Here is a 25,596-nt window from a genome sequence, read left to right as displayed (position 1 = left end):
ATCCGTTCCGGCCGCAGCACGCCGCTTCCGGAACGCCGAGAAAGGTAAACGATCGTGCGCCTGCTCCGCATCGTACCCGACAACACCCGGTTTGGATTTGTCCGTCGCCGGGTGATCAGCTTCCCGTTTTCGGCGGCGATCTCCGTTGCCACCGCCGTGCTGCTGCTGGTCTGGGGGCTGCATTTCGGCATTGACTTCACCGGCGGCACGCTCATTGAGCTGCAGGCCCGCAACGGCCAGGCCGACGTGGCCACGATCCGCCATGTGGCCAACAGCTTCAGCCAGGGCGGCGTAGAGGTTCAGGAGTTCGGCTCCGGCGGCGTGTCGATCCGCGTGCCGGTGCAGCCCGGCGGCGAGGGGGCGCAGGGCGAGGTGGTGCGCAAGGCCCGCGACGCCTTCGGGAAGGATTACGAGTTCCGCCGCGTCGAGACCGTGGGGCCGCGCGTCTCGGGCGAGCTGGTGCAGTCGGGCACGCTGGGCGTGGTGCTGTCGATCCTGGCGGTGCTGGCCTATCTGTGGTTCCGCTTCGAGCTGCCCTTCGCCATCGGCGCCATCATCGGCACCATGCACGACATCGTGCTGACGGTGGGCTTTTTCGTCATCACCCGCATCGAGTTCAACATGACCTCGATCGCCGCCATCCTCACCATCGTCGGCTATTCGCTGAACGAGACGGTGGTGGTGTTCGACCGCACCCGCGAGCTGATGCGCCGCTACAAGACCATGCCGCTGGAGGAGCTGCTGGACCTTTCGGTCAACACCACGCTGTCGCGCACGGCCATGACCGCCACCACCACCGCGCTGTCGCTGCTGGCGCTGGTGCTGTTCGGCGGCGAGGCCATCCGCGACTTCGCCGTGGTGATGCTGTTCGGCGTCATCATCTGCACCTATTCGGCCATGTTCGTCTCCACGCCGGCGCTGCTCTATCTCGGCGTGCGCGACGCGAAGGCGAAGACCGGCGGGCCGGCCCAGACGCCGGCCGTCGAAGGCCCGTTCTGACGCGGCTCCGCCATGTCCGGCGACGGCGAAAGGTTTCTTCCCGGCCAGCATGCGCTGGAGGCCTATGGCGGCGGCGGCTTCCGCTTCGCCGGCATGTCGCACCGCGGCTCGCTGCTGCTGCTGCCCTCGGGGGTGCGGGCCTGGCCGGTGACGGCGGCCGCCGACCTGGCCTTCGGCCATTTCGCGGCGGCGGTGGCCGAAGCGGCGACCATTGACGTGATGGTGATCGGCGCCGGCGAGACCCTGACGCCGCTGGATCCGGCGCTGCTGGCGCAGCTGCGCGAGGCGGGGCTGCGCGTGGAGGTGATGGCCACCGCCACCGCCGCCCGCACCTACAATTTTCTGGTGTCGGAAGGGCGGCGCGCCGCGGCGGCGCTGGTCGCCGTGCCATAGGGCGCGCCGCCGCGTCCGCGCCGCGCGCCGGCGGGGGCCGCCGGCCGGAACTCACTGGAGACTGGAGCCCGACATGGCTGGGCAAGGGGCCGCCGGAGCGCTGCAAGAGGCCTACCGGCATTGTCAGGACGTGACCCGCGACGGCGAGCGCGACCGCTATCTGGCCACGCTGCTGGCCCCTGAGCCGGCGCGGCCGGCGCTGTTCGCGCTCTATGCCTTCGCCCATGAGGCGGCGCGCGTGCGCGCCGTGGTGAAACAGCCGCTGGCCGGCGAGATCCGCCTGCAGTGGTGGCGGGACGTCATCGCCGGCGAGGGGCGGGGCGAGGTGGCCGCCAGCCCGGTGGCGGCGGCGCTGCTCGACGTCATCGACCGCTACGACCTGCCGCGCCAGGCGTTTCTCGACCTGCTCGACGCCCGCGCCTTCGACCTCTACGACGATCCGATGCCGGACGTCGCCAGCCTGGAGGGCTATTGCGGCGAGACCTCCTCGGCGCTGCTGCGCCTCGCCAGCCTGATCCTCGCCGGCGGCGGCGATCCGGGCGGCGGGGACGCGCCCGGCCATGGCGGCGTGGCGCTGGCCATCGCCGGCCTGCTGCGCGGCCTGCCATGGAGCGCCCGCATGGGGCAGTGCTTCGTGCCAGTTGAACTGCTGGCGCGCCACGGGGCCAGCCGCGACGACATCGTCGCCGGCCGCGACACGCCGGCGGTGCGGGCGGCGCTGGCTGACATGCGGGCGCTGGCGCAGGAGCACTACCGCAAGTTCGTGGCGGCGCTTTCCGGCAGCCCGCGGGCGGTGCACGCCGCCTTTCTGCCGGTGGCGACCACGCCGCTCTATCTGGCGCGGCTTTCCGGCGACTGGCGCCCGTTCGCCGACGTGACCGAGCCGGCCCAGTGGCGCCGGCAGTGGCGGCTGTGGCGCGCCGCCCGCGGCGCATGGGGCGGATGACTCCCGGGCGGGCGCGGGCGCCCTGGCGGTCCGCCCGGCGCACCGGCGAATGGGCGGGAAAATGAAAAGGGGCGTCGCCGTGGCGACGCCCCTTTTCCGTGCGGCCTGATCCGCCGGCGGCGTCAGGCGAAGCCGCGGGCGATCCAGCCGGCGAGGTCGCGGCGGGCGCGGTCGGTGAGCGCCTGCTTCTTCGCCGCCGCTTTCTCCTTGCCGCGCAGGCGCCGGCCGCGGTCGTCGCGCAGCGGCTCCTCCAGCGGCGGGAACAGGCCGAAATTGACGTTCATGGGCTGGAAGGAGCGCGGGGCGCCTTCCTCCTGCGCCTCCAGATGGCCGCCGGTGATGTGGCCGAGCAGGGCGCCCATGGCCGTGGTGGGCGGCGGTGGCGCGAACGGCCGGCCGAGGCGCGCCGCGGCGGCGGCCAGGCCGGCCAGCATGCCGGTGGCGGCGCTCTCCACATAGCCCTCGCAGCCGGTGATCTGGCCGGCGAAGCGCAGCCGCGGCTGGACCTTCAGCCGCAGCTGGCCGTCCAGCAGCTTCGGCGAATTGATGTAGGTGTTGCGGTGCAGGCCGCCGAGACGGGCGAATTCGGCGTTCTGCAGCCCCGGAATGGTGCGGAACAGCGCCACCTGCGCCGCGTGCTTCAGCTTCGTCTGGAAGCCGACCATGTTGTAGAGCGTGCCCAGGGCGTTGTCCTGGCGCAGCTGCACCACGGCGTAGGGCTTCACCGACGGGTTGTGGGCGTTGGTGAGCCCCACCGGCTTCATCGGCCCGTGGCGCAGAGTCTCGCGGCCGCGCTCGGCCATCACCTCGATGGGCAGGCAGCCGTCGAAATAGGGCGTGTCCAGCTCCCACTCGCGGAACGAGGTCTTCTCGCCGGCGAGCAGGCCGTCGATGAAGGCGTTGTACTGGGCCTCGTCCAGCGGGCAGTTGATGTAGTCGGCGCCGGTGCCGCCGGGGCCGGGCTTGTCGTAGCGCGACTGCATCCAGGCGATGGACATGTCGATGCTGTCGCGGTGAACGATCGGGGCGATTGCGTCGAAGAAGGCCAGCGCCTCGGAGCCGGTGAGGTCGCGGATGGCCCCGGCCAGCGACGGGGAGGTGAGCGGGCCGGTGGCGATGATCACCTCGTCCCATTCGGCCGGGGGCAGGCCGGCGATCTCGCCGCGCTCCACCGTGACCAGCGGATGCTCCATGAGCCGGCGGGTGACGTGGGCCGAAAAGCCGTCGCGGTCCACCGCCAGGGCGCCGCCGGCCGGCACCATGTTGGCGTCGGCCGCCTCCATGACCAGCGAGCCGAGGGCGCGCATCTCCTGGTGCAGCAGGCCCACGGCGTTCTGGCTGGCGTCGTCGGAGCGGAACGAGTTGGAGCACACCAGCTCGGCGAGACTGTCGGTGCGGTGGGCCTCGGTGCCGCGCACGGGGCGCATTTCGTGCAGAACCACGGGCACGCCCGCGCGCGCCAGACGCCAGGCGGCTTCGCTGCCGGCAAGGCCGCCGCCGATGACGTGGACTGGGGGAAGCGTTGCTGACGGAGCGTTTGCGGTCATGCGATGCTGTTACCTGTCGGAAGCGGAGAAACGGTCCGCGCCGCGGCGCGGGGGGCAGGGCGCGGCGGGCCGGTTGCGGGCGGGCCGCGCGTCGCGCCGATCCTTAGAGCATGCAGCCGGGGAATTGAACCCATGTCGCCGCGCCGGCGCCCTGGACGAACCGGCCGGGGTTTCCTATCTTGCATGCTGACGCAGCGGCGCGCCGGCCACCGGTCGCGCCCGCACACCAAGGATCAGTCATGGGTCGCCAGGCTTCACCAGTGCAGATCATGCGGATTTCGGACGCGGCCGCAGCCCGGATCCGGGAGATCGTCGCGAATTCGCCGGAGCCGGTTCTCGGCCTGCGCGTGGGCGTGCGCAAGGGCGGTTGCGCCGGCATGACCTACGCCATGGACTATGTGCGCGAGATCGACCCGCGCGACGAGGTGGTCGAGGACAAGGGCGTGAAGGTTTTCGTCGAGCCGGCGGCGGTCCTGTTCCTGCTCGGGGCCGAAATGGACTTCCGGACCGACCGTTTCTCGGCGCAGTTCGTGTTCAACAATCCCAACGAGACCTCCGCGTGCGGCTGCGGCGAATCGGTGTCGCTCACGCCGGCGAAGGCGCCCGAGGCGCTGGGCTCGGCCGCCGGCTGAGGCGGCCCCGGCGCGACGGACGCGCCGCGCGGGCGCCGGCTGCGACGGCCGGGGCCGTTTGTCCGGACGGCGCGCGCCGCCAGCCATGCGGCCAGCACAGGCGCGGCGAACATTTCATGTGGCGTCACCCGTTGCGCGCAGGCGCCTGTCCCTGCCAATCTGCGCGCATGACGACCACATCATCTCCCGACCGTTCCCATACCAGCGCCCTGCTGAAGGCCGCCGAAGGCGGCGCAACCTCCACCTTCCGCAAGGCGGCCACCGTCGTGCTGCTGCGCGACGCGGGGCCGGCGCCGGAAATCTTCATGGTGGTGCGCCACCACCAGATCGACTTCGCCTCGGGCGCCCTCGTGTTCCCCGGCGGCAGCCTTGATCCCGCCGACGCCGGGATCGCCGCCGACGCGGCCTTCTGCGCTCCCTGCGGCGTTGAGGACACGGAGCTGCTGGCCTTCCGCGTCGCCGCCATCCGCGAGGCCTTCGAGGAGTGCGGCGTGCTCATCGCCCGCCGCGCCGGCGAAAGCCGCCTGCTGCCGGCGGCCGAGCTGGCCCCGATCGAAGCCCGCTGGCGCGCCGGTCTCAACGCCGGCGAACTCTCCTTCGCCGACCTGCTGCGCGAGGAGCGGCTGGTGCTGGCCACCGACGCCATGATCCCCTACGCGCACTGGATCACGCCGGAAGGCATGCCCAAGCGCTTCGACACCTGGTTCTTCCTCGCCGTCGCGCCCGAAGACCAGCTGGCGCTGCACGACGGCCATGAGGCCGTGGAATCGGTGTGGCTGACCGCGCAGCAGGCCCTCGACGGCGCCGCGACCGGCAAATACACCGTGATCTTCCCCACCGAACGCAACCTGTGGAAGCTGGTCCGGCACCGGACGGCGCAGGAAGCCTTCGCCGCCACCCGCGCCGACACGATCGTCACCGTCACCCCGGTGCTGAAAAAGGAAGAAGACGGCGTCTACCTGCACATCCCCGCCGAGGCCGGATACGGCGGCAGCAGGTTCCGCGTCGGGAAATAACCGCCTTGCGCAGGGCGCGCGCCGGCCAGCGCGGCGCGCCGTGACGGAGCCGTCCCCCCGGGACGGCTCCTTTTGTTTGCGCGGCCGCGTTCCGCGGCGGCCGGAAAGCAGAACGGCCCGCGCCGCAGGGGCCGGGCCGTCATTCAGGCAGGCGCGGAGAAGGCCGGGAGATCAGCTCCCGGCGTTCTCGCTGGCCACGTCCGGGGCCCCGTCGCCGTCCTCCGCCGCGTTGCGGGCGGCGCGGGCGCTGCGGCGGGTGCGGGTGCGCGAGGGGCGCGCGGGCGCGGCCCCGGCCGCCTCCGCGGCGTCCGTCGCCTCCTCCGGCCGCCCGGTCCCGGCCTCCGGCTGCGCGGCTCCGGCTTTCGCCCGGCTGCGGCTGGTCCGGGCGCGGCGCGCGGGCGCAGGCGCAGGCGCGGCCTCCGCCGGAGCCTCCCCGTCCTGCTGCGATACGCCGGCTTCCGCCGCGTCGTCCGTCACGTCCGCCGGCGCTCCAGCCGGACGGACGGTCCTGGCGCGGCGCGCGCGGCTGGCGCGCTTCGGCTTCTCCGCCGCCGGTTCTGTCCCCGCCGGCGCAGTCTCCGCTTCAGGCGTCGCTCCGGTCCCGGCCGGCGCAGTCCCGGCCGCGGCGCCGTCAGCCTCCGGCGCGGCCGCGGCCTTGCGGCGGCTGGAGCGGCGGCGGGCCGGCCGCGTTTCGGCGACGTTCTCCGCGGCCGCCTCCGCATCAGAAGCGTCCTGCGCGGCAGGCGCCTCGCCGGCCGGGGAGGCGGACTCGCTTGCGGCCCCGGCGTCAGCCGCGACGGCGGCCTCATCCTGGGTGGTCACGCCGGCGCCGTCGGCTTCCGCCACAGGCCCGGCATCCGCGCCCGGATCGCCCGCGCGCGTCTCGCCCGCGCCGTCGTCATGAGGCTGCCCGCCGTCACGAGCCTCGTCATTGACCTGCTCGTGGGCCGGAGCGGCGTCGCTGTTGCGGCGGCGGCGGTCGCGCCGGCGGCGGCGGGAGGTCCTGTCGCCGTTCGCGGACGCCCCGGCCGTCTCGTCCGTGGCCGGCGGATCATCCTCCACGGCGGCCACGTCCGCCTGCGGAACTGCGTCCGCCGGCGGAATCGCGGTTGGCGTCACCGGGCCGGCGTCGCGGGCGTCGCCGGCGGCCGCTTCTGCGGCGGCGAGGGCGCGCAGCGCCGCCGTGGCCGGCGTCAGGATGAAGGCGGGCACATGATCGCCGAAGCCAACCGGCGCGGCCCCTTCGCGCTCTGGCCGGGCCGCGGCGCGGTCACGCTTGCCGTTGCGCGCCGGCGCGGCGGCCTGCTGCGGCTCGGCGGCGGCGGGCCTGGCCTCGGCTTTCTCCGGCGCCGGGGCCTTGCTGGCGGCGGGGGCGTCCTTGCGGCCTTCGCCGCGCCGGCCCCGTTCGCGCCGGTCGCCGCGGCGCTCGCCGGCGGCCTCGCGCGGGGCGCTGTCGGCCGGCAGCTCCTCCGGCTTCGGCCCCATCCACTCGAAGGGCTTGCCGGTCAGGCTTTCGATGGCGGCGACATATTTGGCGTCGTCGACGGTGACGATGGTGTAGGCCGTGCCCCTGCGCCCGGCGCGGCCGGTGCGGCCGATGCGGTGGACATAGTCCTCCGCATGGTGCGGCGTGTCATAGTTGAAGACGTGGCTGACGTCCGGAATGTCGAGGCCGCGGGCGGCGACGTCGCTGGCGATCAGCAGCTGCACCTCATTGGTGCGGAAGCTGTCCAGCGCCTGCATGCGCGAACGCTGGTCCATGTCGCCGTGCAGGGCGGCCACCGAGAAGCCGTGACGCTTCATCGAGCGCAGCAGCACGGCGATGTCGCGCTTGCGGTTGCAGAAGATGATGCCGTTCTTGAGGTCCTCCGCGCCGCGGATGAGGCGGCGCAGGGTCTCGCGCTTGTGGTGCGGCTCGGGGCCGGAGGCCACGGCGAGCTGGGTGATGGTCTGGGCCGTGGACGAGGCCCGCGCCACCTCTACCCGCACCGGATTGCTGAGGAAGTTGTCCACCAGCTTCTGGATTTCCGGCGGCATGGTGGCCGAGAAAAACAGCGTCTGGCGGGTGAAGGGCACCATCTTGCAGATGCGCTCGATGTCGGGGATGAACCCCATGTCGAGCATGCGGTCCGCCTCGTCGATCACCAGCACCTCGATGCCGCTGAGCAGCAGCTTGCCGCGCTCGAAATGGTCGAGCAGGCGGCCGGGGGTGGCGATCAGCACGTCGACGCCGCGGGTGATCTTGGCGTCCTGGTCGGCGAACGACACGCCGCCGATCAGCAGCGCCACGTTCAGCCTGTGTTCGGAACCGTACTTGAGGAAGCTTTCCTCAACCTGGGCCGCAAGCTCGCGGGTGGGCTCCAGGATGAGCGTCCGCGGCATGCGGGCGCGGGCGCGACCGGTCTCCAGCAGGGTCAGCATCGGCAGCGTGAAGGCCGCGGTCTTGCCGGTGCCGGTCTGGGCGATGCCGAGCACGTCGCGCCGCGCCAGCACATGGGGGATCGCTGCAGCCTGAATCGGCGTCGGCTCGGTGTAGCCGGACTTCGCTACTGCTTGCAGGACTTTGCCACTGAGGCCGAGGTCAGAAAATGCCATGGGTCCGTTGAAGAGCGTCTGCGGGCCGCCAGGATGGCAGGCGATAGAACAGGATACTGACCGGATGTCAGCCATCCAGTGAGGCGCAGCGTCCTGCGGACTATGGTATTAACACGCAGCTTGTCAACGCATATCGCTACGGCGCCGCGACTTTCACCGGCGGGGCGGCCTCGCCGCCACAAATCGCCGGCGTCCGCACGCCGCCGGCGGCCGCCGGCGCGCGCGGGAATCGCCCCGGCGGGGGCGCCGCTTCCGCCGCGCGGCGGCCGGGCGAAGCGCGCGCCGGTCAGATGTCCAGCGCCTCCACGTCGGCGAAGGGCGCGCGCTCCTGGATGAAGGTGAAGCGCGCCTCCGGCCTGTTGCCCATGAGCCGCTCGATGGTGTCGGAGGTTTCGGCGCGCAGCTCCGGCCGCACGCGCACCCGCAGCAGCGTGCGCCGCGCCGGATCCATGGTGGTCTCCTTCAGCTGCGCCGCCATCATTTCGCCGAGGCCCTTGAAACGGCTCACCTCCACCTTCTTGCCCCGGAAATGACGGGCGATGATGCGGTCGCGCTCCGCCTCGTCGCGCGCGTAGAAGCTCTTGCCGCCGGAGGTGATGCGGTACAGCGGCGGGATGGCCAGGTAGAGGTGGCCGTTGTCGATGAGCTTCGGCATCTGCCGGTAGAAGAAGGTGATCAGCAGCGAGGCGATGTGGGCGCCGTCCACGTCGGCGTCCGTCATGATGATCACCCGCTCGTAGCGCAGGTCCTCCTCGCGGTAGCTGGCGCCGGCGCCGCAGCCCAGCGCCTGCGCCAGGTCGGCCAGCTGCTGGTTGGCGGCCAGCCGGTCGCGGCCGGCGGAAGCGACGTTGAGGATCTTGCCGCGCAGCGGCAGCACCGCCTGGGTGCGCCGGTCGCGCGCCTGCTTGGCGCTGCCGCCGGCCGAATCGCCCTCAACGATGAACAGCTCGGACCCTGCGGCGCCGGCGAGGGTGCAGTCGGCGAGCTTGCCCGGCAGGCGCAGGCGCCGGGTGGCGGACTTGCGCGCCACCTCCTTCTCCTGCCGGCGGCGCATGCGCTCCTCGGCGCGCTCCACGCACCAGTCGAGCAGGCGCGCCGCCTGCTGCGGCGCCGCCGCCAGCCAGTGGTCGAAGGCATCGCGCATGGCGTTCTCGACGATGCGCGTCGCCTCGCTGGTGGCCAGCCTGTCCTTGGTCTGGCCGACGAACTCCGGCTCGCGGATGAACACCGACAGCAGCGCCGCGCAGGTGGACATCACGTCGTCGGCGGTGAGGCTGGCGGCGCGCTTCTGCTGGCCGATGCGCTCGGCGTGATCGCGCAGGCCGCGCAGCAGCGCCATGCGCAGGCCCTGCTCGTGGGAGCCGCCTTCAGGCGTGGGAATGGTGTTGCAGTAGGAGTTGACGAAGCCGTCGGCGTCGGCGAGCCACGCCACGGCCCATTCCACCGCGCCATGGCCGCCCGGCTTCTCCACCTTGCCGCAGAACATCTGGTCGGTGACCTGGACGGCGCCGCCGACCTCACGCGCCAGATAGTCCCGCAGGCCGTTGGGAAAGCGGAACACCGCCTCCGCAGGCACATTGTCCACCCCGGCCAGCAGCGACGGCGCGCACTTCCACCGCACCTCGACGCCGCCGAACAGATAGGCCTTGGAGCGGGCCATCTTGAACAGCCGGCGCGGGCTGAACTTCGCCTCGGGGCCGAAAATCTCCGGATCGGGGTGGAAGCGCACCATGGTGCCGCGGCGGTTGTGCACGCGGCCCACGGTCTCCAGCTTCGTCTGGGGCGCGCCGCGGCTGAAGGTCTGCCGGTACAGCACCTGGCCGCGGGCCACCTCCACCTCCAGCACGTCGGAGAGGGCGTTGACCACCGAGACGCCGACGCCGTGCAGGCCGCCGGAGGTCTCGTACACCTTTGAATCAAACTTGCCGCCGGCGTGCAGCGTGGTGAGAATCACCTCCAGCGCCGAGCGGTCCGGAAACCTGGGATGCGGGTCGACGGGAATGCCGCGGCCGTTGTCGAACACGCGCACGAAGCCGCTTTCCTCCAGCTCCACCTCGATAAAGGAGGCGTGACCGGCCACGGCCTCGTCCATGGCGTTGTCGATGACCTCGGCGAACAGGTGGTGCAGGGCCTTCTCGTCGGTGCCGCCAATATACATGCCGGGCCGGCGCCGCACCGGCTCCAGCCCCTCCAGCACCTCGATGGCGGCGGCGGTGTAGCCGGCCTCGTCGGGCGTGCCCGGGCCGGGCGCGGGCGCCGCCTCCTTCTCCCGGCCGCGGCCTCTGGCCGCCTGACCCTTTCCGCTGCGTCCGCTCACGCCGCCGCCGCGGACGCCGGCCTGCGGGCCCGCCAGGGCGCCGTCGCCGAAAAGGTCTTCGTTATCCGCCATGTGCCTGATCTGATCCCGATTCGTTCCCATGACAAGGAAAGCATGATCCGGCCGCGCGGGACAGGATCACGCCAGGGCGCCGGCCGCCGCGCCCGCCGAAGGACGGGGGCGCGCAGGCGGGCGACGAAACGCAGGAGAAGCGTCTCCGGGGAGGCCGGAGCGCGCGAAAGGACGCCGGTGGGCTGCCTTTCCTGCATAGCACAGGGGCGGGCCGCCGCCAAAGCGCCGGACGGGGGCGGAGCCCAAACGAAAAGGCCGGGCGCAGGGCCCGGCCTTTCCGCGTCTGCCCGCAGGGGATCAGACCGAGTAGTACATCTCGAACTCGACCGGATGCGGCGTCATCTCGAAGCGCATCACCTCGGCCATCTTCAGCTCGATGAAGCTGTCGATGAAGTCCTGGGTGAAGACGTCGCCGGCCTTGAGGAAGGCGTTGTCCTTCTTCAGCGACTCCAGGGCCTCGCGCAGCGAGCCGCAGACGGTCGGGATCTTCTTCAGCTCGCGCGGCGGCAGGTCGTAGAGGTCCTTGTCCATCGCCGGGCCGGGGTCGATCTTGTTGATGATGCCGTCAAGGCCGGCCATGAGCAGGGCCGCGAAGGCGAGGTAGGGGTTGGCCGTCGGGTCGGGGAAGCGGACCTCGACGCGCTTGGCCTTCGGATTGTTCGTCCACGGAATGCGGCAGGAGGCCGAACGGTTGCGGGCCGAGTAGGCCAGCAGCACCGGCGCCTCATAGCCCGGCACCAGACGCTTGTAGGAGTTGGTGGACGGATTGGTGAAGGCGTTCAGCGCCTTGGCGTGCTTGATGACGCCGCCGATGAACCACAGGCACTCCTGGCTGAGGTCGGCGTATTTGTTGCCGGCGAACAGCGGCTTGCCGTCCTTCCAGATCGACAGGTGCACGTGCATGCCCGAGCCGTTGTCGCCGAACACCGGCTTCGGCATGAAGGTGGCCGTCTTGCCGTAGCTGTTGGCGACGTTGTGGATGCAGTACTTGTAGATCTGCATCTGGTCGGCCATCTGGGTCAGCGTGCTGAACTTCATGCCCAGCTCGTGCTGCGCCGAGGCCACCTCATGGTGGTGCTTCTCGACCGTCACGCCCATGGACGCCATGGCCGCGAGCATCTCGCTGCGCATGTCCTGCCCCGAGTCCAGCGGCGGAACCGGGAAGTAGCCGCCCTTGGTCGGGATGCGGTGGCCCATGTTGCCGCCTTCGTACTCACGGTCGCCGTTGACCGGCAGCTCCGAGGAGTCGAGCCTGAAGCCGGTGTTGTACGGGTCAGCCTTGAAGCGCACGTCGTCGAAGACGAAGAACTCGGCTTCCGGGCCGACATAGGCGGTGTCGCCGATGCCGGTGGAGGCGAGGAAGGCCTCGGCCTTGCGGGCGACGCCGCGCGGATCGCGGCCATAGGCTTCGCCGGTGCCCGGCTCGAGCACGTCGCACACGACCGACAGCGTGGGAGCGGCGAAGAAGGGATCGCGCTGGGCCGTCGAGGGATCGGGCATCAGCAGCATGTCGGACTCGTTGATCGCCTTCCAGCCGGCGATCGACGAACCGTCGAACATGGTGCCGTCGGCAAACATGTCCTCATCGACCAGCGAGGCGTCGAAGGTGACGTGCTGCCACTTGCCGCGCGGATCCGTGAAGCGGAAGTCGACATACCTGATGTCTTCTTCCTTGATGGTCCTGAGCACATCCTGAGCGCTCTTCGTCATCATGTTCCCCTATCTTCCAACTGGGGCGCCTGACCCCGGCCTCGGCCGGCGGTCCGCGCGGGTAAACTCGTCCGTCGGGGCGGCGCCGCGCCGGCGGCGGGCGCCTGCGCCCGGGTCAGATGGCGTCCGGTCCGGTCTCGCCAGTGCGGATGCGGATCGCCTCCTCAATGGTCGAGACGAAAATCTTGCCGTCCCCGATGCGACCGGTCTGCGCGGCGTTGCGGATCGCCTCCACGGCGCGCTCCACCTGGTCGTCGTTCAGGACGATCTCGATTTTGACCTTCGGCAGAAAATCCACGACGTACTCGGCGCCGCGATACAGCTCCGTATGGCCTTTCTGGCGTCCGAAACCCTTGGCCTCGATGACGGTGATGCCCTGCAGGCCGATGTCCTGCAGCGCCTCCTTCACTTCATCGAGCTTGAAAGGCTTGATGATCGCCTCGATCTTTTTCATGAGCCGCGCTCCTCCGCACCGGGTTCGGGCCGCAAAATCAAGTGCGGTGTTTATGCCTTGCAGGTTGGGGGAATGAAACCGGCTTGTTGCCGCCCACCCCCCTTTGGCGCCGCTTTAGTGGGCGTTTCATGATTAAAAAATAATCATTACCGTCGCCCGCCATCCCCGTTTCTCACCGGCAAGCCGCGGGATTTCCGACAGGGGCGCGCCCGGGCGTTTCCGGCGCTCCGGTGACGTATTTTGATGCGCCGGCGCGGCGAAAATGGCGTTTCGGGGACAATAAATCGCGTTTCAGGGGGCATGCGCGGCGCAAAAAGGCGGAATATCATTCCGGCCGCAACGTTTCGCCGCAGGCGCGGAGCGCGGGCTGCGGCGCCCGGGGGGAGCGATCCATGCCGCAAAGGCAGGCTCATGATCATCAGGCGACGCCCGCCGCCGCGGCGGCGGGCCTGCAGCTGCTGCGCGCGGCGCAGATGGCCGAGGCGGACCGCACGGCCATGGCGCGCGGCGCAGAGGGATATGCGCTGATGCTGCGGGCCGGGCGGGCGGTGGCGCGCGAGGCCCAGGCCATGCTGCGCGCCGCCGGCGGCGGCCGGCGGCGGGTGCTGGCCGCCTGCGGAACGGGCGGCAACGGCGGCGACGGCTATGTCGCAGCCCGGCTGCTGCGCGAGGCGGGGTTCCAGGCCAGCGTCTGGGCCCCGTTCGGCCCGCCCAAACGCGGCGACGCCGCCCAGGCCGCCGCCGGCTGGGGCGGGCCGGTGGCGGAGGCCCCTCCGCAGCCGGGGGCGTTTGACCTCGTCATCGACGCGCTGTTCGGCGCCGGTCTCGACCGGCCGCTGGCCGGCGCCGCGCTGGAGGCGGCGCGGCTGCTGGACCGCCTCGGCGCGCCCGTGCTCGCCGTTGACGTGCCCAGCGGCCTCAACGCCGACACCGGCCAGCCCATGGGCCACGCGGTCGCCGCCAGCGCCACCGTGACCTTCGCCGCGCTGAAGCCGGGCCACCTGCTGCTGCCAGGCCGCAGCCTGTGCGGCCCGGTGACGCTCGCCGACATCGGCATCGGCGCGCAGATCATCGCCGACGTGGGCGAGACGCTTTACGCCAACGGGCCGGAGCTGTGGCTGCCGCGGTTTCCGCGCCTGTCGCTGGAGGCGCACAAGTACCGGCGCGGCCATGTGCTGTGCTGTTCCGGCCCGGCCCTGGCCACCGGCGCCATCCGCCTCTCGGCGCGGGCGGCGCTGCGCGCGGGGGCGGGGCTGGTCACCGTCGCCGCCGGCGCCGAAGCCTGCCGCGTGCACGCCGCCCATCTGACGGCGGTGATGATCCGTGAGGCGGAGGACGCCGCCGCCTTCGCCGCGCTGCTCGACGATCCGCGCTTCAACGCCGTGGTCATCGGCCCTGGCGGCGGTCCGGGTCCCGGGCTGGTCGCGCGCATCGCCGCGGCGGCGAAGCGGCGCCGCGCCATGGTGATCGACGCCGACGGCCTCACCAGCTTCGCCGGGCGGCCGGACTATCTGGCCCGCACCCTCGCGCCGGACGGCGCTCCGGCCCCGGCGGTGCTCACGCCCCATGACGGCGAGTTCGCGCGTGTGTTCGCCGGCGTGGAGGCGGTGGAGGAGGCGCCGTCCAAATACGGGCGGGCGGTGGCGGCGGCGGCCTGCACCGGCGCCGTGGTGACGCTGAAGGGGGCGGACACGGTGATCGCCGCGCCCGACGGCCGCGCCGTGATCAACCACAACGCGCCGCCCTGGCTGGGCACCGCCGGGGCGGGGGACGTGCTGGCCGGCGTCATCGCCGGGCTGGTGGCCCAGGGCATGCCGCCCTTCGAGGCCGCCTGCGCCGGCGTGTGGATCCATGGCGAGGCGGCGGCCGCCTGCGGGCCGGGCCTGATCGCCGAAGATCTTCCGGAGGCGGTTCCCGCCGTGCTGGCGCGCCTGCATGAGGCGTCCGGCTTCGTCCGCCAGCCCGCCTTCCGCCGCGATCCGCCGGGCGTGTGGCCGCAGGCCGGCCCTGGCTGAGGCCGGCGCCGGACCATGGCTGGAGGCGGCTCCCCGGGAGCGGGTCGCCCCGGGCGGCCGCCGGACGCCGCCGGCGCGGCCGCCGGGGTGGTTCCCGGGGCGGTTTGGCGGTATTCTGGAGCAAACGCCGCTCTGCGGTGCCCGCGCCCGCGGGGACGCCGCCGCCGGCGGCGCGTCCGCCGGCCGGTCATTTTCTTTCAGTCCGGGAGCAGGACATGTCCGCCACAACCAGAATCTGCGCCGCCGCGCTGGCCGCGGGCCTGACGGCGGCCGTCGCCGCTGCGGCGGTCGCCCAGGAGATCAGGATGCCGGAATGGCAGGCGCCCGAGCTGGACGCCGGCGCCGGCAAGGGCCGCCAGACGGGCGCGAAACCGGCCGGCGCCTCCGGCAGGCTCGACGCCCCGATGCGCAAGATCGACCGCAGCGAGATCGACATGACCGGCGTCGGCCGCGAGGTGCGCAACTTCGGCAGCGGCGTGCGGCCGATGATGAACGGCGGCGCTGTGGGCGTCGGCGGCGGCTTCTGACGCCTCCCGCGCCGGCAGCCCCTGCGGGGCCTGTCCGTCCGGGCGCCGCTCCGGACGCTTACGCCGTCACCTCGAACCAGGCGGCCATGCCGCCGTCGAGCCGTTCGGCCGCCGCCGCGCCGACCAGCCACCTGCCGGGCTCGCCGGCCGGAAAGGCGAGCTGCGTCACCCGGCCCGGCGGCGCCGTGACCACGTCCAGCCAGTAGGGCGACCAGCCGTCGTCGAGCGCGTGCAGGCGCCGGGCGTGGTGGCCGTGCAGGTGCAGCGGCTGGGCGAGGGCGGTGTCGTTCTGCACCTCCAGCACCACCGTCTGGCCTGACTTCACCCGGAACAGCGGCGCGCCGGCGTGCTCCGGCCATGACTTGCCGTTGATGGTCCACACCCGCGCCGGATCCGCGCCGGCGCCGCCGCCGAGCACGAGGCGGCGGCGCTGCGCCTGTTCCAGCGGCATGTCGTCGGGCAGTCCCTGTGGCGGCAGCGGCTGCAGCGGCGGCTGCGGCGCCGCCGGCGCGCCTTCGCCGCGGACGGTCAGCACCGGCAGCCCGTCGCCGAGGGCGATGAGCAGCGCGCCCTCCGCCCCGTCCTCCGGCGGGGCGTCGACGATGAGATCGAAACGGCCGCCGGGCGGCATGGCCAGCTGGTCGCTGGCCGGGCGGAACGGCTCGCACGGGCGCCCGTCCACCGCCATCACATGGGCCTCCAGCCCCTGGAGCTTCAGCGGCAGCGGCCGGGCGTTGGCGGCGTTGAGGATCCGCAGGCGCGCCCGCGCGCCGGGGCGCAGCGCCAGCGCCTGCGGCGGCGGCGCTGCGTTCACCGTCAGCCAGTTGCCGAACCGGCCAGGGCCGGCGCGGCTGGCGGCGTCGTCCGAATCTGCGGCGATGGCGTCCGAATCGTCCAGCAGCCAGTCGTCGATCACCACCGCCACGTCCGCCGCCACTGGCGGCGGCGCCGGCTCGTCGACGACGAGCATGCCGTAAAGCCCGCGCTCTGTCTGGCGCGACACCCGGCCGATGACCATTGGGCGATACCAGAACACGCCGGCGTGGCGGGCCGTGAAGCTGATGTCGGCGCGTTCGCCGGGGGCGACCGCCGGCCCAGTGAGGCCGGCGACGCCGTCAAGCGCGTTGGGCGCGCCGGCGCCGTGAAAATGCAGCGACAGCGGCTCGTCGAGGCCGTTCTCCAGCGTCAGCGCGAGGGTCTCGCCCTGGCGCAGGCGCAGCAGCGGGCCGGGCAGGACGCCGTTGAAGGCGAGCGCCCGCGTCTCCGCCCCCCGCAGCCGGACTGCGGCCGGCGCGGCGCGCAGGGTGAAGGCGCGCGGCTGCGGCGCCGCCCCGGCCCCCGGCGGCTGCTCCGGCGCGGGCGCGTCGCCGGCGCGGGCGGCCGCCGGCAGCGCGACCAGGGCGACGGCGAGGCCGCCGAGCAGCCGCCGCCGTTGCGGCGAAAACGCCGGATCGGCGGCGCAGGCGGTTGCGGCGGGGCGGTTGCGGACGTCGGTCACGGCGATTCTCCCGGTTGCGACGGGGAGGGGAACAGGCCGGAGCGGCGTTGACAACCGTCCGGCGCTGGAAAAAGAAAAGGCGCGCCGCGCACGATGGTTCACATTGCGCCTGATGTGCATTACAGAGCCTTGCGTCGGGCGCCAGCCGTCTCCAGGGCCCGGCGCGCAGGTTTTTTTTGGTGCGTTATTCGTGGCGCGTGATATAGAGCCGCGACCTCGGCCTGAGAGGGCGCGGCCTGATCGCGTTTCGGGCGGGCGTGGCGGAACTGGTAGACGCGCTGGATTTAGGTTCCAGTGACTAGCCTCGTGGGGGTTCGAGTCCCTCCGCCCGCACCAGTTTCACTGGCCTCGCCGGATGCGTCCGGCGCAGCGCCCCGGACGGATGCAGGCCGCTCCGGACCGCGACAGCGGCGCCGGGGCGCCCTGACCTTTCAACAGGCCGGCTTTCGTCCCATGAGACCGGCAGGACAGCAGAGTTAAGAAATGCAGGCGACCGAAACCAATTCTGAAGGGCTGAAGCGCGAATTCAAGGTGGTCGTGCCCGCGTCCGAGCTGGAGGCCCGGCTTGTCAGCGAGCTCAATGAGCTGAAGGGCAAGGTTCGCCTCAACGGCTTCCGCCCCGGCAAGGTGCCGATGGTCCACATGCGTCGCGCCTATGGTCGCCAGGTGATGGCCGACATCGTCCAGAACGCGGTGAACGAGGCGAACCAGAAGATCGTCTCCGACAACAGCCTGCGTCTGGCCATGGAGCCGAAGATCACCCTGCCGGAGGCGCGCGAGGAGATCGACGCCGTCATCGAGGGCAAGGGCGACCTCGTCTTCACCGTCAACTTCGAGGTGCTGCCCAGCTTCGAGCTGGCCGACATTTCCGGCGTGGAGCTGGAGCGTGAGGTGGCCGAGGTCACCGACGCCGAGCTGGACGAGGCGCTGGAGCGCATGGCGAAGCAGAACCGTCCGTTCACGCCGCGCGCCGGGGACGAGGCCGCCCAGGAGGGCGACCGCGTCGTCATCGACTTCGTCGGCAAGATCGACGGCGAGGCGTTCCCGGGCGGTTCGGGCGAGGGCGTGCCGGTTGAGATCGGCTCCGGCAATTTCATCCCCGGCTTCGAGGAGCAGCTCGTCGGCGTGAAGGCCGGCGAAGAGAAGGTCGTCACCGCCACCTTCCCGGAGGACTACCAGGCCGCCCACCTGGCCGGCAAGACCGCCCAGTTCGAGGTGACGGTGAAGTCGGTTGAGGCCGGCGGCGAGGCGCTGGTCAACGACGATCTCGCCAGGACCTTCGGCATGGAGAACCTGGAGGCGCTGCGCAACGCGCTGCGCGAGCGCATCAGCGCCGACTACGCCGCCCAGTCGCGCCGCAAGGTGAAGCGCCGCCTGCTTGACGCGCTCGACGGCCTCTACAGCTTCGCGCTGCCGCCGACCCTGGTCGAGCAGGAGTTCGAGGGCGTGTGGCGCAGCGTCACCGCCGAGATGGCCCAGGCGGGCCGCACCTTCGCCGACGAGGACACCACGGAGGAGAAGGCGCGCGAGGAATACCGCGCCATCGCCGAACGCCGCGTGCGCCTTGGCCTGGTGCTGGCCGAGGCCGGCGAGAAGGCCGGCGTCACCGTCACCGAGGACGAGCTGACCCGCGCCCTCATCGAGCGCGCCCGGCAGTTCCCGGGCCAGGAAAAGATGGTGTGGGAGTTCTACCAGAAGAACCCGCAGGCCCTGGCCGAGCTGCGCGCGCCGATCTTCGAGGAGAAGGTCGTCGATCACCTGCTGTCGCAGGCCAAGGTTGTGGACAAGGTCGTCTCGAAGGAAGAGCTGTTCCGCGAGGACGAGGACGAATCCGCGAAGGACTGAGCCGCCCGCCGCAGGCGGCGCTGGACCGCGTTTCGGGGTCAGGGGGCCGCGGCTCCCTGGCCTTTTTCATTTTCGGCTCCCGGCGGGGGCGCCCTTGCGAAGCGGCCGGGGAGCGCATACGTGGCGCAAGCAGGCGTTAACCGGTCGCGACGACCGCTGCCTTCCGGCCCACGGAAGGGGTTGCAACGGCGCCGGGGCCGGGGAACATTCCCCCAACCGTCTTGCGGATGCTGATTCTGGCCGCGCGCCGGCGGTGGCTCCCGTCGCCGCGGCGGCCGGCCAGGGCGCGGGGCGCGGCCCGTGAGGCGGTTCTGGAGGCGGCCCGCGAGCTGCCGGAAGACGGCGAGGGGCGGCCGCGATGTCCGGACGGCGCCAGCTGTCCGGAGACCGGCGCGGTCCGGATCACATGAGACCGCACGCGCGTGCGGCGAGGTGGAGAGACAGACGATGAGAGATCCGTTGGACGTTTACGCCAACACGCTGGTGCCGATGGTCATCGAGACGTCCAACCGCGGCGAGCGGGCGTTCGACATCTATTCGCGCCTGCTGCGTGAACGGATCATCTTCCTCACCGGCCCGGTCGAGGATTACTCCGCTTCGCTGGTGGTGGCGCAGCTGCTGTTCCTCGAGGCCGAGAACCCGAAGAAAGAGATCTCGTTCTACATCAACTCGCCGGGCGGCGTGGTGACCTCCGGCCTGTCGATCTACGACACCATGCAGTTCATCCGCTGCCCGGTGTCGACCCTGGTGATCGGCCAGGCGGCCTCCATGGGCTCGCTGCTGCTGGCGGCGGGCGAGAAGGGCCAGCGCTTCGCCCTGCCCAACGCCCGCATCATGGTGCACCAGCCTTCGGGCGGCTTCCAGGGCCAGGCCACGGACATCCTCATCCATGCCCGCGAGATCGAGGCGCTGAAGCGCCGCCTCAACGAGATCTACGTGAAGCACACCGGGCAGTCGCTGGAGGCCATCGAGGCCGCCCTCGAGCGCGACAACTTCATGACCGCCGAGGCGGCGAAAGAGTTCGGGCTCATTGACCAGGTGTTCGAGAAGCGGCCCGAACCCGCCTCCTGAGCGCGCGTTGCGTTTCAGGGACATAATTGACGCCCCAGGTCGCTGCATGGTTGGCTTGCGGCGTAATGAAGCGTTGGCGCGCCTTACGTGCGCCACGTTAACCGTGTTGTTACGCGTCAGGCCGGAGACTGGAGCCGCCGCCTTCCAGGGCGCGGAATCCCGGCAGGCCGGCGTTATCTGGAAAGCAGACCGCCCGGGCCCGGCATCGCGCGGTCATAGTGGAGACGGACCATGAGCAAGGCCACAGGCGGCGAAAGCAAGAGCACGCTTTACTGCTCTTTCTGCGGCAAAAGCCAGCATGAGGTCCGCAAGCTGATCGCCGGACCGACCGTGTTCATCTGTGATGAATGCGTCGAGCTGTGCATGGACATCATCCGTGAGGAGTCCAAGTCGTCGCTGGTGAAGTCCCGCGACGGCGTGCCGACCCCGCGCGAGATCGCCAGGGTGCTGGACGACTACGTCATTGGCCAGGACCACGCCAAGAAGGTGCTGGCCGTGGCGGTGCACAATCATTACAAGCGCCTCAACCACGCCCTGAAGAACAACGACGTCGAGCTGGCCAAGTCCAACATCCTGCTCATCGGTCCCACCGGTTCGGGCAAGACGCTGCTGGCCCAGACGCTGGCGCGCATCCTCGACGTGCCCTTCACCATGGCCGACGCCACCACGCTCACCGAGGCGGGCTATGTCGGTGAGGACGTGGAGAACATCATTCTCAAGCTGCTCCAGGCCGCCGACTACAACGTCGAGCGCGCCCAGCGCGGCATCGTCTACATCGACGAGATCGACAAGATCTCCCGCAAGTCGGACAATCCGTCGATCACCCGCGACGTCTCGGGCGAGGGCGTGCAGCAGGCCCTGCTGAAGATCATGGAGGGCACCATCGCTTCGGTTCCGCCCCAGGGCGGCCGCAAGCATCCGCAGCAGGAATTCCTGCAGGTGGACACCACCAACATCCTGTTCATCTGCGGCGGCGCCTTCGCCGGCCTCGAGCGCATCATCTCGGCGCGCGGCAAGGGCACCTCGATCGGCTTCGGCGCCACCGTGCGCGCCCCGGAAGACCGCCGCACCGGCGAGATCTTCCGCGAGGTGGAGCCGGAGGACCTGCTGAAGTTCGGCCTCATTCCGGAGTTCATCGGCCGTCTGCCGGTGATCGCCACCCTCGAGGACCTGGACGAGGAGGCGCTGAAGCGCATCCTGCAGGAGCCCAAGAACGCCCTGGTGCGCCAGTACCAGCGCCTGTTCGAGATGGAGAACGTGCAGCTCACCTTCCACGACGAGGCGCTGACGCTGATCGCCCGCAAGGCCATCGAGCGCAAGACCGGCGCCCGCGGCCTGCGCTCCATCCTCGAAGGCATCCTGCTCGAGACCATGTACGAGCTGCCGGGCCTTGAGGGCGTGGAGCAGGTGGTGATCGGGCCGGAGGTGGTCGAAGGCAAGGCCCGGCCGCTCTATATTTACGCCGAGCGCGGCGAGGGCAGCGCTTCCGCCTCGGCCTGAGCGGACGCGCTCCGCGACAGCGACGCAAGCCGGCAGGCGCCCCAGGGGGCGCCTGTCGCGTCTGTGGCCCCCGCCGGCCCGTTTCCCTGACCTTGCGCCTTCGGGGCCCCTCCGGCGCCCGCGCGACGGCGCAGGCGCGCGCGGCGCGGGCGGCGGGCGTCCGCGCCGGAAAATCAGGCGGATAGCGGCCGTTGGGGCGAATTCCCTGTGACCATGCAGGGCGCCGACTTGAAACCGCGCGCGGCCGGGGCCACCTTCAGCAGTAACCGAAAGGCGTCGCGCGCTCATGGGGAGGCGCGGCGCGCGGCCGGCGGCCGGCTCCACGGGGAGGCGCGTCGCCGGCGCCAGGTCCGCCGGCCTCTGCTGCCTGCAGGGGGGCGGGCGGACAGGAGAAAGGACTTGGGCCACATGACCACTATGAAGCCTCGCCAGCCTGCGGCTCCCGGAACCGTCGCCGACTATCCGGTTCTGCCCCTGCGCGACATCGTCGTGTTCCCACACATGATCGTTCCGCTCTTCGTGGGGCGGGAGAAGTCCATCCGTGCGCTGGAGGAGGTGGTCCGGACCGACCGTCACATTCTGCTGGCCACGCAGAAGGACGCGTCCGAGGATGATCCCGATCCGTCGGCCATCCATGAAGTCGGCGCCATCGCCAGCGTGCTGCAGCTGCTGAAGCTGCCGGACGGCACCGTCAAGGTGCTCGTGGAAGGCGCCGGCCGCGCCCGCGTGAAGCAGTACCTGCGCACGGACGAATTTTACGAGGCCACCGCCGAGGTGCTGGGCGACGAGCCCGGCGACAGGGTTGAGGTCGAAGCCCTCGCGCGCTCGGTCGTCAGCGAGTTCGAAAACTACGTCAAGCTCAACAAGAAGGTGTCCCCGGAGGTGGTGACCGCGGTCACCCAGATCGAGGATCCTTCGCGGCTGGCCGACACCGTCGCCTCGCATCTCGCCGTCAAGATCGGCGAGAAGCAGGCGCTGCTCGAGACCACCTCGGTCTCGGCGAGGCTGGAGCGCATTCTCGGCCTGATGGAGAGCGAGATCTCCGTCCTGCAGGTGGAGAAGCGCATCCGCACGCGCGTGAAGCGCCAGATGGAGAAAACCCAGCGCGAGTACTATCTGAATGAGCAGATGAAGGCCATCCAGAAGGAGCTGGGCGACGAGGACGGCCGCGACGAGCTGGCGGAGATCGAGGAGAAGATCAACCGCACGAGGCTCTCCCGCGAGGCCCGCGACAAGGCCATGGCCGAGCTGAAGAAGCTGCGGCAGATGTCGCCGATGTCGGCGGAGGCCACGGTCGTGCGCAACTACCTCGACTGGCTGCTGGGCATTCCGTGGAACAGGCGGTCGCGGGTGAAGAAGGACCTGGCCGAGGCGCAGCGCGTCCTCGATGCGGATCACTTCGGCCTCGACAAGGTGAAGGAGCGCATCATCGAATATCTGGCGGTGCAGCAGCGCGCCAACCGCCTGACCGGCCCGATCCTGTGCCTCGTCGGCCCGCCCGGCGTCGGCAAGACCTCGCTCGGCAAGTCGATCGCGAAGGCCACGGGGCGCGAGTTCGTGCGCGTGTCGCTCGGCGGCGTGCGTGACGAGGCCGAGATCCGCGGTCACCGGCGCACCTACATCGGCTCGATGCCCGGCAAGATCATCCAGGCCATGCGCAAGGCCAAGACGTCCAATCCGCTCATCCTGCTCGACGAGATCGACAAGATGGGCATGGACTACCGGGGCGACCCGTCGGCGGCGCTGCTGGAGGTGCTGGATCCGGAGCAGAACAAGGCGTTCAACGACCATTACCTGGAGGTGGACTACGACCTCTCCAACGTGATGTTCGTCACCACCGCCAACACGCTGAACATCCCGGCGCCGCTGCTGGACCGCATGGAGACCATCCGTCTGGCCGGCTACACCGAGGAGGAGAAGCTGGAGATCGCCCGGCGCCACCTCATTCCGGAGGCCCTGTCCCGGCATGGCCTGTCGGAGAAGGAGTGGTCGATCGACGACGAGGCGCTGCTGTTCCTCGTGCGGCGCTACACCCGTGAGGCCGGCGTGCGCAACCTGGAGCGCGAGCTCTCCAACCTGATCCGCAAGGCGGTGAAGGAGATCGTGCTCGGCAAGGCGGAGAAGGTGACGGTCACCGTCGACAGCCTCGAGACCTTCCTCGGCGCGCCCAGGTATCGCTACGGCGAGGCGGAGACCGAGGACCAGGTGGGCGTGGTCACCGGTCTGGCGTGGACCGAGGTGGGCGGCGAGCTGCTGACCATCGAGGGCGTCATGATGCCCGGCAAGGGCAAGATGACGGTCACCGGCAACCTGCGCGACGTGATGAAGGAGTCGATCTCCGCCGCCGCGTCGTGGGTGCGCTCGCGCTCGGTGTCGCTCGGCATCAAGCCGCCGCTGTTCGAGACGCGGGACATCCACGTGCACGTGCCGGAGGGGGCGACCCCGAAGGACGGTCCGTCCGCGGGCATCGCCATGGCCACGGCCATCGTCTCGGTGATGACCGGCGTGCCGGTGCGGCGCGACGTGGCCATGACCGGCGAGGTGACCCTGCGCGGCCGGGTGCTGCCCATCGGCGGCCTCAAGGAGAAGCTGCTGGCGGCGCTGCGCGGCGGCATCCGCACGGTGCTGATCCCCGAGGACAACGCCAAGGATCTGGCCGAGCTGCCCGAGAGCCTGAAGAAGGGGCTCGAGATCATCCCGGTTTCGCGCATGGATCAGGTGATCGGGCACGCGCTCGTGCGCAAGCTGGAGCCGGTTGACTGGACGCCTCCGGAGGAGACGCCCGCTCCGGCGCCCGCTCCGGCCGGCGCCGGCAGCGTGGTGGCGCACTGATCCGCCTTTCGTCTAATGCCCCGGCCCCTGGCCGGGGCTTTTTTCTTCACGGACGCGAGAATCTGGCTTCTGGCGGGCGTTTCCACCCTTTTGGGCCTTGCGCTCCGGCCCATTACGGGCAAAACCAGTGAACGGGCGACGGATAAGCCTGTCCACCCAGTCGCCGCAGGCCAGGCAGCGCGCCGGTCGCGACGACCGCCGCCCGCAGACCTGAATCATGGACCCGACGAACGCCCGCGACGCGGCGTTTGCATCTGGAGGACGATTGATGAACAAAGGCGATCTTGTTGCAGCCGTCGCTGAAAAGGCTTCGCTGAGCCGCGCCCACGCGGGCGAGGCTGTGGAAGCCGTGTTCGCCGCCATCACGGACGCCCTGAAGAAGGGCGATGAGGTCAAGCTCGTCGGTTTCGGCACGTTCTCCGTCGCAGACCGCGCCGCCGGCACCGCGCGCAATCCCCGCACCGGCGAAACCATCAAGGTGCCTGCGTCGAAGGCGCCGAAGTTCAAGCCTGGCCAGGGTCTGAAGGACGCCGTCAACGGCAAGTGACCGCCGCCCCCTCCGGCCCCGGGCCGGAGCGTCCGCCAGTCTCCCCGGTGATCCGGAAATGAGCCCGGCCGCGCGGCCGGGCTCATTTCGTCTGGAGGGGAAAAGCGGGCGGCGCGGCTGTGGACAGGCGCGCCGGCCGGCGGCGGCCGCGACCCGACTCTGGTTTTTGCCGGCGGCTTGATGTAGATGGACCGCACGGCGCAGGTCCCGTCCGGGACGCGCCGCTGGCGATGGGCGGTTAGCTCAGCTGGTAGAGCATCTCGTTTACACCGAGAGGGTCGGCGGTTCGAGCCCGTCACCGCCCACCATCATCGCGCCGCGGCCTCCGCATCTGTCGCCGCATCTGTCCTGAAACATTCCGTTTTCCGCGCCGCCGGCGACATGCGCCCTCGCGCGCGCAGCCGCCGCCGGACGTCGCCCCGGGGAGGGCTGCGTCATGGCGACAAAAAAAGGCGCGTCTTGCGCGCCCCGGACAATTCGCTGCTGTTCTGGATCAGGAGAAAGTGGCGAGAGTGACGGGGCTCGAACCCGCGACCTCCGGCGTGACAGGCCGGCGCTCTGACCAACTGAGCTACACCCCCGGACCGGCTTGCTGGCGTGACCTTCACGCCGCCGCCCCGGCTCGAATGTCTGTTCCAGCTTGCGCTGGGAGGAAGTGGCGAGAGTGACGGGGCTCGAACCCGCGACCTCCGGCGTGACAGGCCGGCGCTCTGACCAACTGAGCTACACCCCCGAACAGACGTCCTCGCCGCCGGTGAGTTGCGGTTTACGGGCCGCCTCCCGCGGTGTCAAGCGCGACGGACCGCAGTTTCCGGCCGGGCGTTGTGGATAGAGGAGCGAAGCAGCGCCCGGTCATATGTTTGCCCACGGGAGAACATGTCCTTTCCGTGCGGCCCGCCGCCGGCCTGCCGCCGGCCCGCCGGGGCGGGCCGGGCGGGCGCGGCGTGGATTCGCCCGGGAATCCCCGCAGCGCCGGGCGCCCGCCCCCTGGCGCGCCCGCGGCGGCGGAAACCGCGGGCGAGGGGGGGAGGGGGGCGAAGGGCGCCGTGCGCCGGCCGGGCGGGACGACTCAGGGACGGG

At 71.1% G+C, this 25,596-nt stretch carries 17 protein-coding genes, 4 tRNA genes and 1 pseudogene; 14 read left to right on the top strand and 8 right to left on the bottom strand.

Features of this window, described 5'->3' with window-relative positions; genetic code table 11:
• Positions 1 to 54 precede the first annotated feature (54 nt).
• The 3 genes from secF to ACFFJB_RS07845 all read left to right on the top strand — a co-directional run bounded on the left by secF (position 55) and on the right by ACFFJB_RS07845 (position 2,338).
• Positions 55 to 999 carry a protein translocase subunit SecF gene (secF, locus tag ACFFJB_RS07855; RefSeq protein WP_376830687.1) on the top strand — a complete coding sequence of 315 codons (945 nt, stop codon included), beginning with the start codon at positions 55 to 57 and terminating at the stop codon, positions 997 to 999.
• A 12-nt stretch (positions 1,000 to 1,011) separates the two neighbouring features.
• Positions 1,012 to 1,392: an Mth938-like domain-containing protein gene (locus ACFFJB_RS07850; protein WP_376830686.1), complete on the top strand. Its 381-nt coding sequence runs from the start codon at positions 1,012 to 1,014 to the stop codon at positions 1,390 to 1,392.
• Between the two features lie 73 nt (positions 1,393 to 1,465).
• On the top strand, positions 1,466 to 2,338 hold the full coding sequence (locus ACFFJB_RS07845) for a phytoene/squalene synthase family protein (protein ID WP_376830685.1): 873 nt from the start codon (positions 1,466 to 1,468) through the stop codon (positions 2,336 to 2,338).
• A gap of 122 nt (positions 2,339 to 2,460) precedes the next feature.
• Here ACFFJB_RS07845 and trmFO read toward each other — a convergent pair whose 3' ends face one another.
• Entirely contained in the window at positions 2,461 to 3,885 is a 1,425-nt protein-coding gene (gene trmFO, locus ACFFJB_RS07840) for a methylenetetrahydrofolate--tRNA-(uracil(54)-C(5))-methyltransferase (FADH(2)-oxidizing) TrmFO (protein ID WP_376830684.1), read from the bottom strand.
• Positions 3,886 to 4,124: 239 nt separating this feature from the next.
• Here trmFO and ACFFJB_RS07835 point away from each other — a divergent pair, with 239 nt between their 5' ends.
• Both ACFFJB_RS07835 and ACFFJB_RS07830 read left to right on the top strand, forming a co-directional pair.
• The gene (locus ACFFJB_RS07835; RefSeq protein ID WP_376830683.1) at positions 4,125 to 4,517 is read left to right on the top strand and encodes a HesB/IscA family protein; all 393 of its coding nucleotides are present in this window, start codon (positions 4,125 to 4,127) and stop codon (positions 4,515 to 4,517) included.
• Positions 4,518 to 4,684: 167 nt separating this feature from the next.
• Positions 4,685 to 5,533 carry an NUDIX hydrolase gene (locus ACFFJB_RS07830; protein WP_376830682.1) on the top strand — a complete coding sequence of 283 codons (849 nt, stop codon included), beginning with the start codon at positions 4,685 to 4,687 and terminating at the stop codon, positions 5,531 to 5,533.
• Between the two features lie 1,188 nt (positions 5,534 to 6,721).
• Here the strand turns inward: ACFFJB_RS07830 and ACFFJB_RS07825 are convergent.
• The 4 genes and pseudogenes from ACFFJB_RS07825 to ACFFJB_RS07810 all read right to left on the bottom strand — a co-directional run.
• Positions 6,722 to 8,128, bottom strand: a pseudogene (locus tag ACFFJB_RS07825) (DEAD/DEAH box helicase); the annotation flags it as partial.
• A 286-nt stretch (positions 8,129 to 8,414) separates the two neighbouring features.
• Complete coding sequence (parE, locus tag ACFFJB_RS07820; protein ID WP_376830681.1) at positions 8,415 to 10,517, bottom strand: DNA topoisomerase IV subunit B; 2,103 nt, start codon at positions 10,515 to 10,517, stop codon at positions 8,415 to 8,417.
• A gap of 297 nt (positions 10,518 to 10,814) precedes the next feature.
• On the bottom strand, positions 10,815 to 12,227 hold the full coding sequence (gene glnA / locus ACFFJB_RS07815) for a type I glutamate--ammonia ligase (RefSeq protein WP_376832590.1): 1,413 nt from the start codon (positions 12,225 to 12,227) through the stop codon (positions 10,815 to 10,817).
• 115 nt (positions 12,228 to 12,342) lie between these two features.
• Complete coding sequence (locus tag ACFFJB_RS07810; RefSeq protein WP_376830680.1) at positions 12,343 to 12,681, bottom strand: P-II family nitrogen regulator; 339 nt, start codon at positions 12,679 to 12,681, stop codon at positions 12,343 to 12,345.
• A gap of 392 nt (positions 12,682 to 13,073) precedes the next feature.
• On the opposite strand from ACFFJB_RS07810, the gene ACFFJB_RS07805 reads away from it, so the two are divergent.
• Together ACFFJB_RS07805 and ACFFJB_RS07800 are read left to right on the top strand one after the other, a co-directional pair.
• Positions 13,074 to 14,696, top strand: coding sequence for an NAD(P)H-hydrate dehydratase (locus ACFFJB_RS07805; protein ID WP_376830679.1), 1,623 nt, complete (start codon positions 13,074 to 13,076; stop codon positions 14,694 to 14,696).
• Positions 14,697 to 14,911: 215 nt separating this feature from the next.
• Complete coding sequence (locus ACFFJB_RS07800; protein WP_376830678.1) at positions 14,912 to 15,223, top strand: hypothetical protein; 312 nt, start codon at positions 14,912 to 14,914, stop codon at positions 15,221 to 15,223.
• Between the two features lie 58 nt (positions 15,224 to 15,281).
• On the opposite strand, the gene ACFFJB_RS07795 is transcribed toward ACFFJB_RS07800, so the two are convergent.
• Complete coding sequence (locus tag ACFFJB_RS07795; protein ID WP_376830677.1) at positions 15,282 to 16,721, bottom strand: multicopper oxidase family protein; 1,440 nt, start codon at positions 16,719 to 16,721, stop codon at positions 15,282 to 15,284.
• A 251-nt stretch (positions 16,722 to 16,972) separates the two neighbouring features.
• Between ACFFJB_RS07795 and ACFFJB_RS07790 the strand changes: the two genes are divergently transcribed.
• The 7 genes from ACFFJB_RS07790 (at position 16,973) to ACFFJB_RS07760 (ending at position 24,824) form a co-directional block, all read left to right on the top strand.
• Positions 16,973 to 17,057, top strand: a tRNA-Leu gene (locus ACFFJB_RS07790).
• A gap of 147 nt (positions 17,058 to 17,204) precedes the next feature.
• Positions 17,205 to 18,566 (top strand): trigger factor, encoded by a 1,362-nt coding sequence (gene tig, locus ACFFJB_RS07785; protein WP_376830676.1) that lies wholly within the window; start codon positions 17,205 to 17,207, stop codon positions 18,564 to 18,566.
• Between the two features lie 447 nt (positions 18,567 to 19,013).
• Positions 19,014 to 19,637: an ATP-dependent Clp protease proteolytic subunit gene (locus ACFFJB_RS07780; RefSeq protein WP_376830675.1), complete on the top strand. Its 624-nt coding sequence runs from the start codon at positions 19,014 to 19,016 to the stop codon at positions 19,635 to 19,637.
• 231 nt (positions 19,638 to 19,868) lie between these two features.
• Complete coding sequence (gene clpX / locus ACFFJB_RS07775) at positions 19,869 to 21,137, top strand: ATP-dependent Clp protease ATP-binding subunit ClpX (protein ID WP_376830674.1); 1,269 nt, start codon at positions 19,869 to 19,871, stop codon at positions 21,135 to 21,137.
• Positions 21,138 to 21,545: 408 nt separating this feature from the next.
• Positions 21,546 to 23,969: an endopeptidase La gene (lon, locus tag ACFFJB_RS07770; RefSeq protein ID WP_376830673.1), complete on the top strand. Its 2,424-nt coding sequence runs from the start codon at positions 21,546 to 21,548 to the stop codon at positions 23,967 to 23,969.
• Positions 23,970 to 24,237: 268 nt separating this feature from the next.
• The gene (gene hbs, locus ACFFJB_RS07765) at positions 24,238 to 24,516 is read left to right on the top strand and encodes a non-specific DNA-binding protein Hbs (protein WP_376832588.1); all 279 of its coding nucleotides are present in this window, start codon (positions 24,238 to 24,240) and stop codon (positions 24,514 to 24,516) included.
• Between the two features lie 232 nt (positions 24,517 to 24,748).
• Positions 24,749 to 24,824: transfer RNA gene (locus ACFFJB_RS07760), tRNA-Val, on the top strand.
• 196 nt (positions 24,825 to 25,020) lie between these two features.
• Here ACFFJB_RS07760 and ACFFJB_RS07755 read toward each other — a convergent pair.
• Positions 25,021 to 25,097: transfer RNA gene (locus ACFFJB_RS07755), tRNA-Asp, on the bottom strand.
• A 75-nt stretch (positions 25,098 to 25,172) separates the two neighbouring features.
• Positions 25,173 to 25,249: transfer RNA gene (locus ACFFJB_RS07750), tRNA-Asp, on the bottom strand.
• Between the last annotated feature and the right edge of the window lie 347 nt (positions 25,250 to 25,596).

The sequence above is a fragment of the Camelimonas abortus genome (assembly GCF_042432745.1).
Classification (GTDB): domain Bacteria; phylum Pseudomonadota; class Alphaproteobacteria; order Rhizobiales; family Beijerinckiaceae; genus Camelimonas; species Camelimonas abortus.
The sequence above is the reverse complement of the archived record's forward strand: the minus strand, read 5'-3'. Positions and strand labels throughout refer to the sequence as shown.

Excerpts from the sequence above, each read along its gene's own strand:
- ACFFJB_RS07850 (WP_376830686.1), top strand. The coding sequence starts at position 1,012 with ATGTCCGGCGACGGCGAAAGGTTTCTTCCCGGCCAGCATGCGCTGGAG.
- ACFFJB_RS07845 (WP_376830685.1), top strand. The coding sequence starts at position 1,466 with ATGGCTGGGCAAGGGGCCGCCGGAGCGCTGCAAGAGGCCTACCGGCAT.
- trmFO (WP_376830684.1), bottom strand. The coding sequence starts at position 3,885 with ATGACCGCAAACGCTCCGTCAGCAACGCTTCCCCCAGTCCACGTCATC.
- ACFFJB_RS07835 (WP_376830683.1), top strand. The coding sequence starts at position 4,125 with ATGGGTCGCCAGGCTTCACCAGTGCAGATCATGCGGATTTCGGACGCG.
- ACFFJB_RS07830 (WP_376830682.1), top strand. The coding sequence starts at position 4,685 with ATGACGACCACATCATCTCCCGACCGTTCCCATACCAGCGCCCTGCTG.
- parE (WP_376830681.1), bottom strand. The coding sequence starts at position 10,517 with ATGGCGGATAACGAAGACCTTTTCGGCGACGGCGCCCTGGCGGGCCCG.
- glnA (WP_376832590.1), bottom strand. The coding sequence starts at position 12,227 with ATGACGAAGAGCGCTCAGGATGTGCTCAGGACCATCAAGGAAGAAGAC.
- ACFFJB_RS07810 (WP_376830680.1), bottom strand. The coding sequence starts at position 12,681 with ATGAAAAAGATCGAGGCGATCATCAAGCCTTTCAAGCTCGATGAAGTG.
- ACFFJB_RS07805 (WP_376830679.1), top strand. The coding sequence starts at position 13,074 with ATGCCGCAAAGGCAGGCTCATGATCATCAGGCGACGCCCGCCGCCGCG.
- ACFFJB_RS07800 (WP_376830678.1), top strand. The coding sequence starts at position 14,912 with ATGTCCGCCACAACCAGAATCTGCGCCGCCGCGCTGGCCGCGGGCCTG.
- tig (WP_376830676.1), top strand. The coding sequence starts at position 17,205 with ATGCAGGCGACCGAAACCAATTCTGAAGGGCTGAAGCGCGAATTCAAG.
- ACFFJB_RS07780 (WP_376830675.1), top strand. The coding sequence starts at position 19,014 with ATGAGAGATCCGTTGGACGTTTACGCCAACACGCTGGTGCCGATGGTC.
- clpX (WP_376830674.1), top strand. The coding sequence starts at position 19,869 with ATGAGCAAGGCCACAGGCGGCGAAAGCAAGAGCACGCTTTACTGCTCT.
- lon (WP_376830673.1), top strand. The coding sequence starts at position 21,546 with ATGACCACTATGAAGCCTCGCCAGCCTGCGGCTCCCGGAACCGTCGCC.
- hbs (WP_376832588.1), top strand. The coding sequence starts at position 24,238 with ATGAACAAAGGCGATCTTGTTGCAGCCGTCGCTGAAAAGGCTTCGCTG.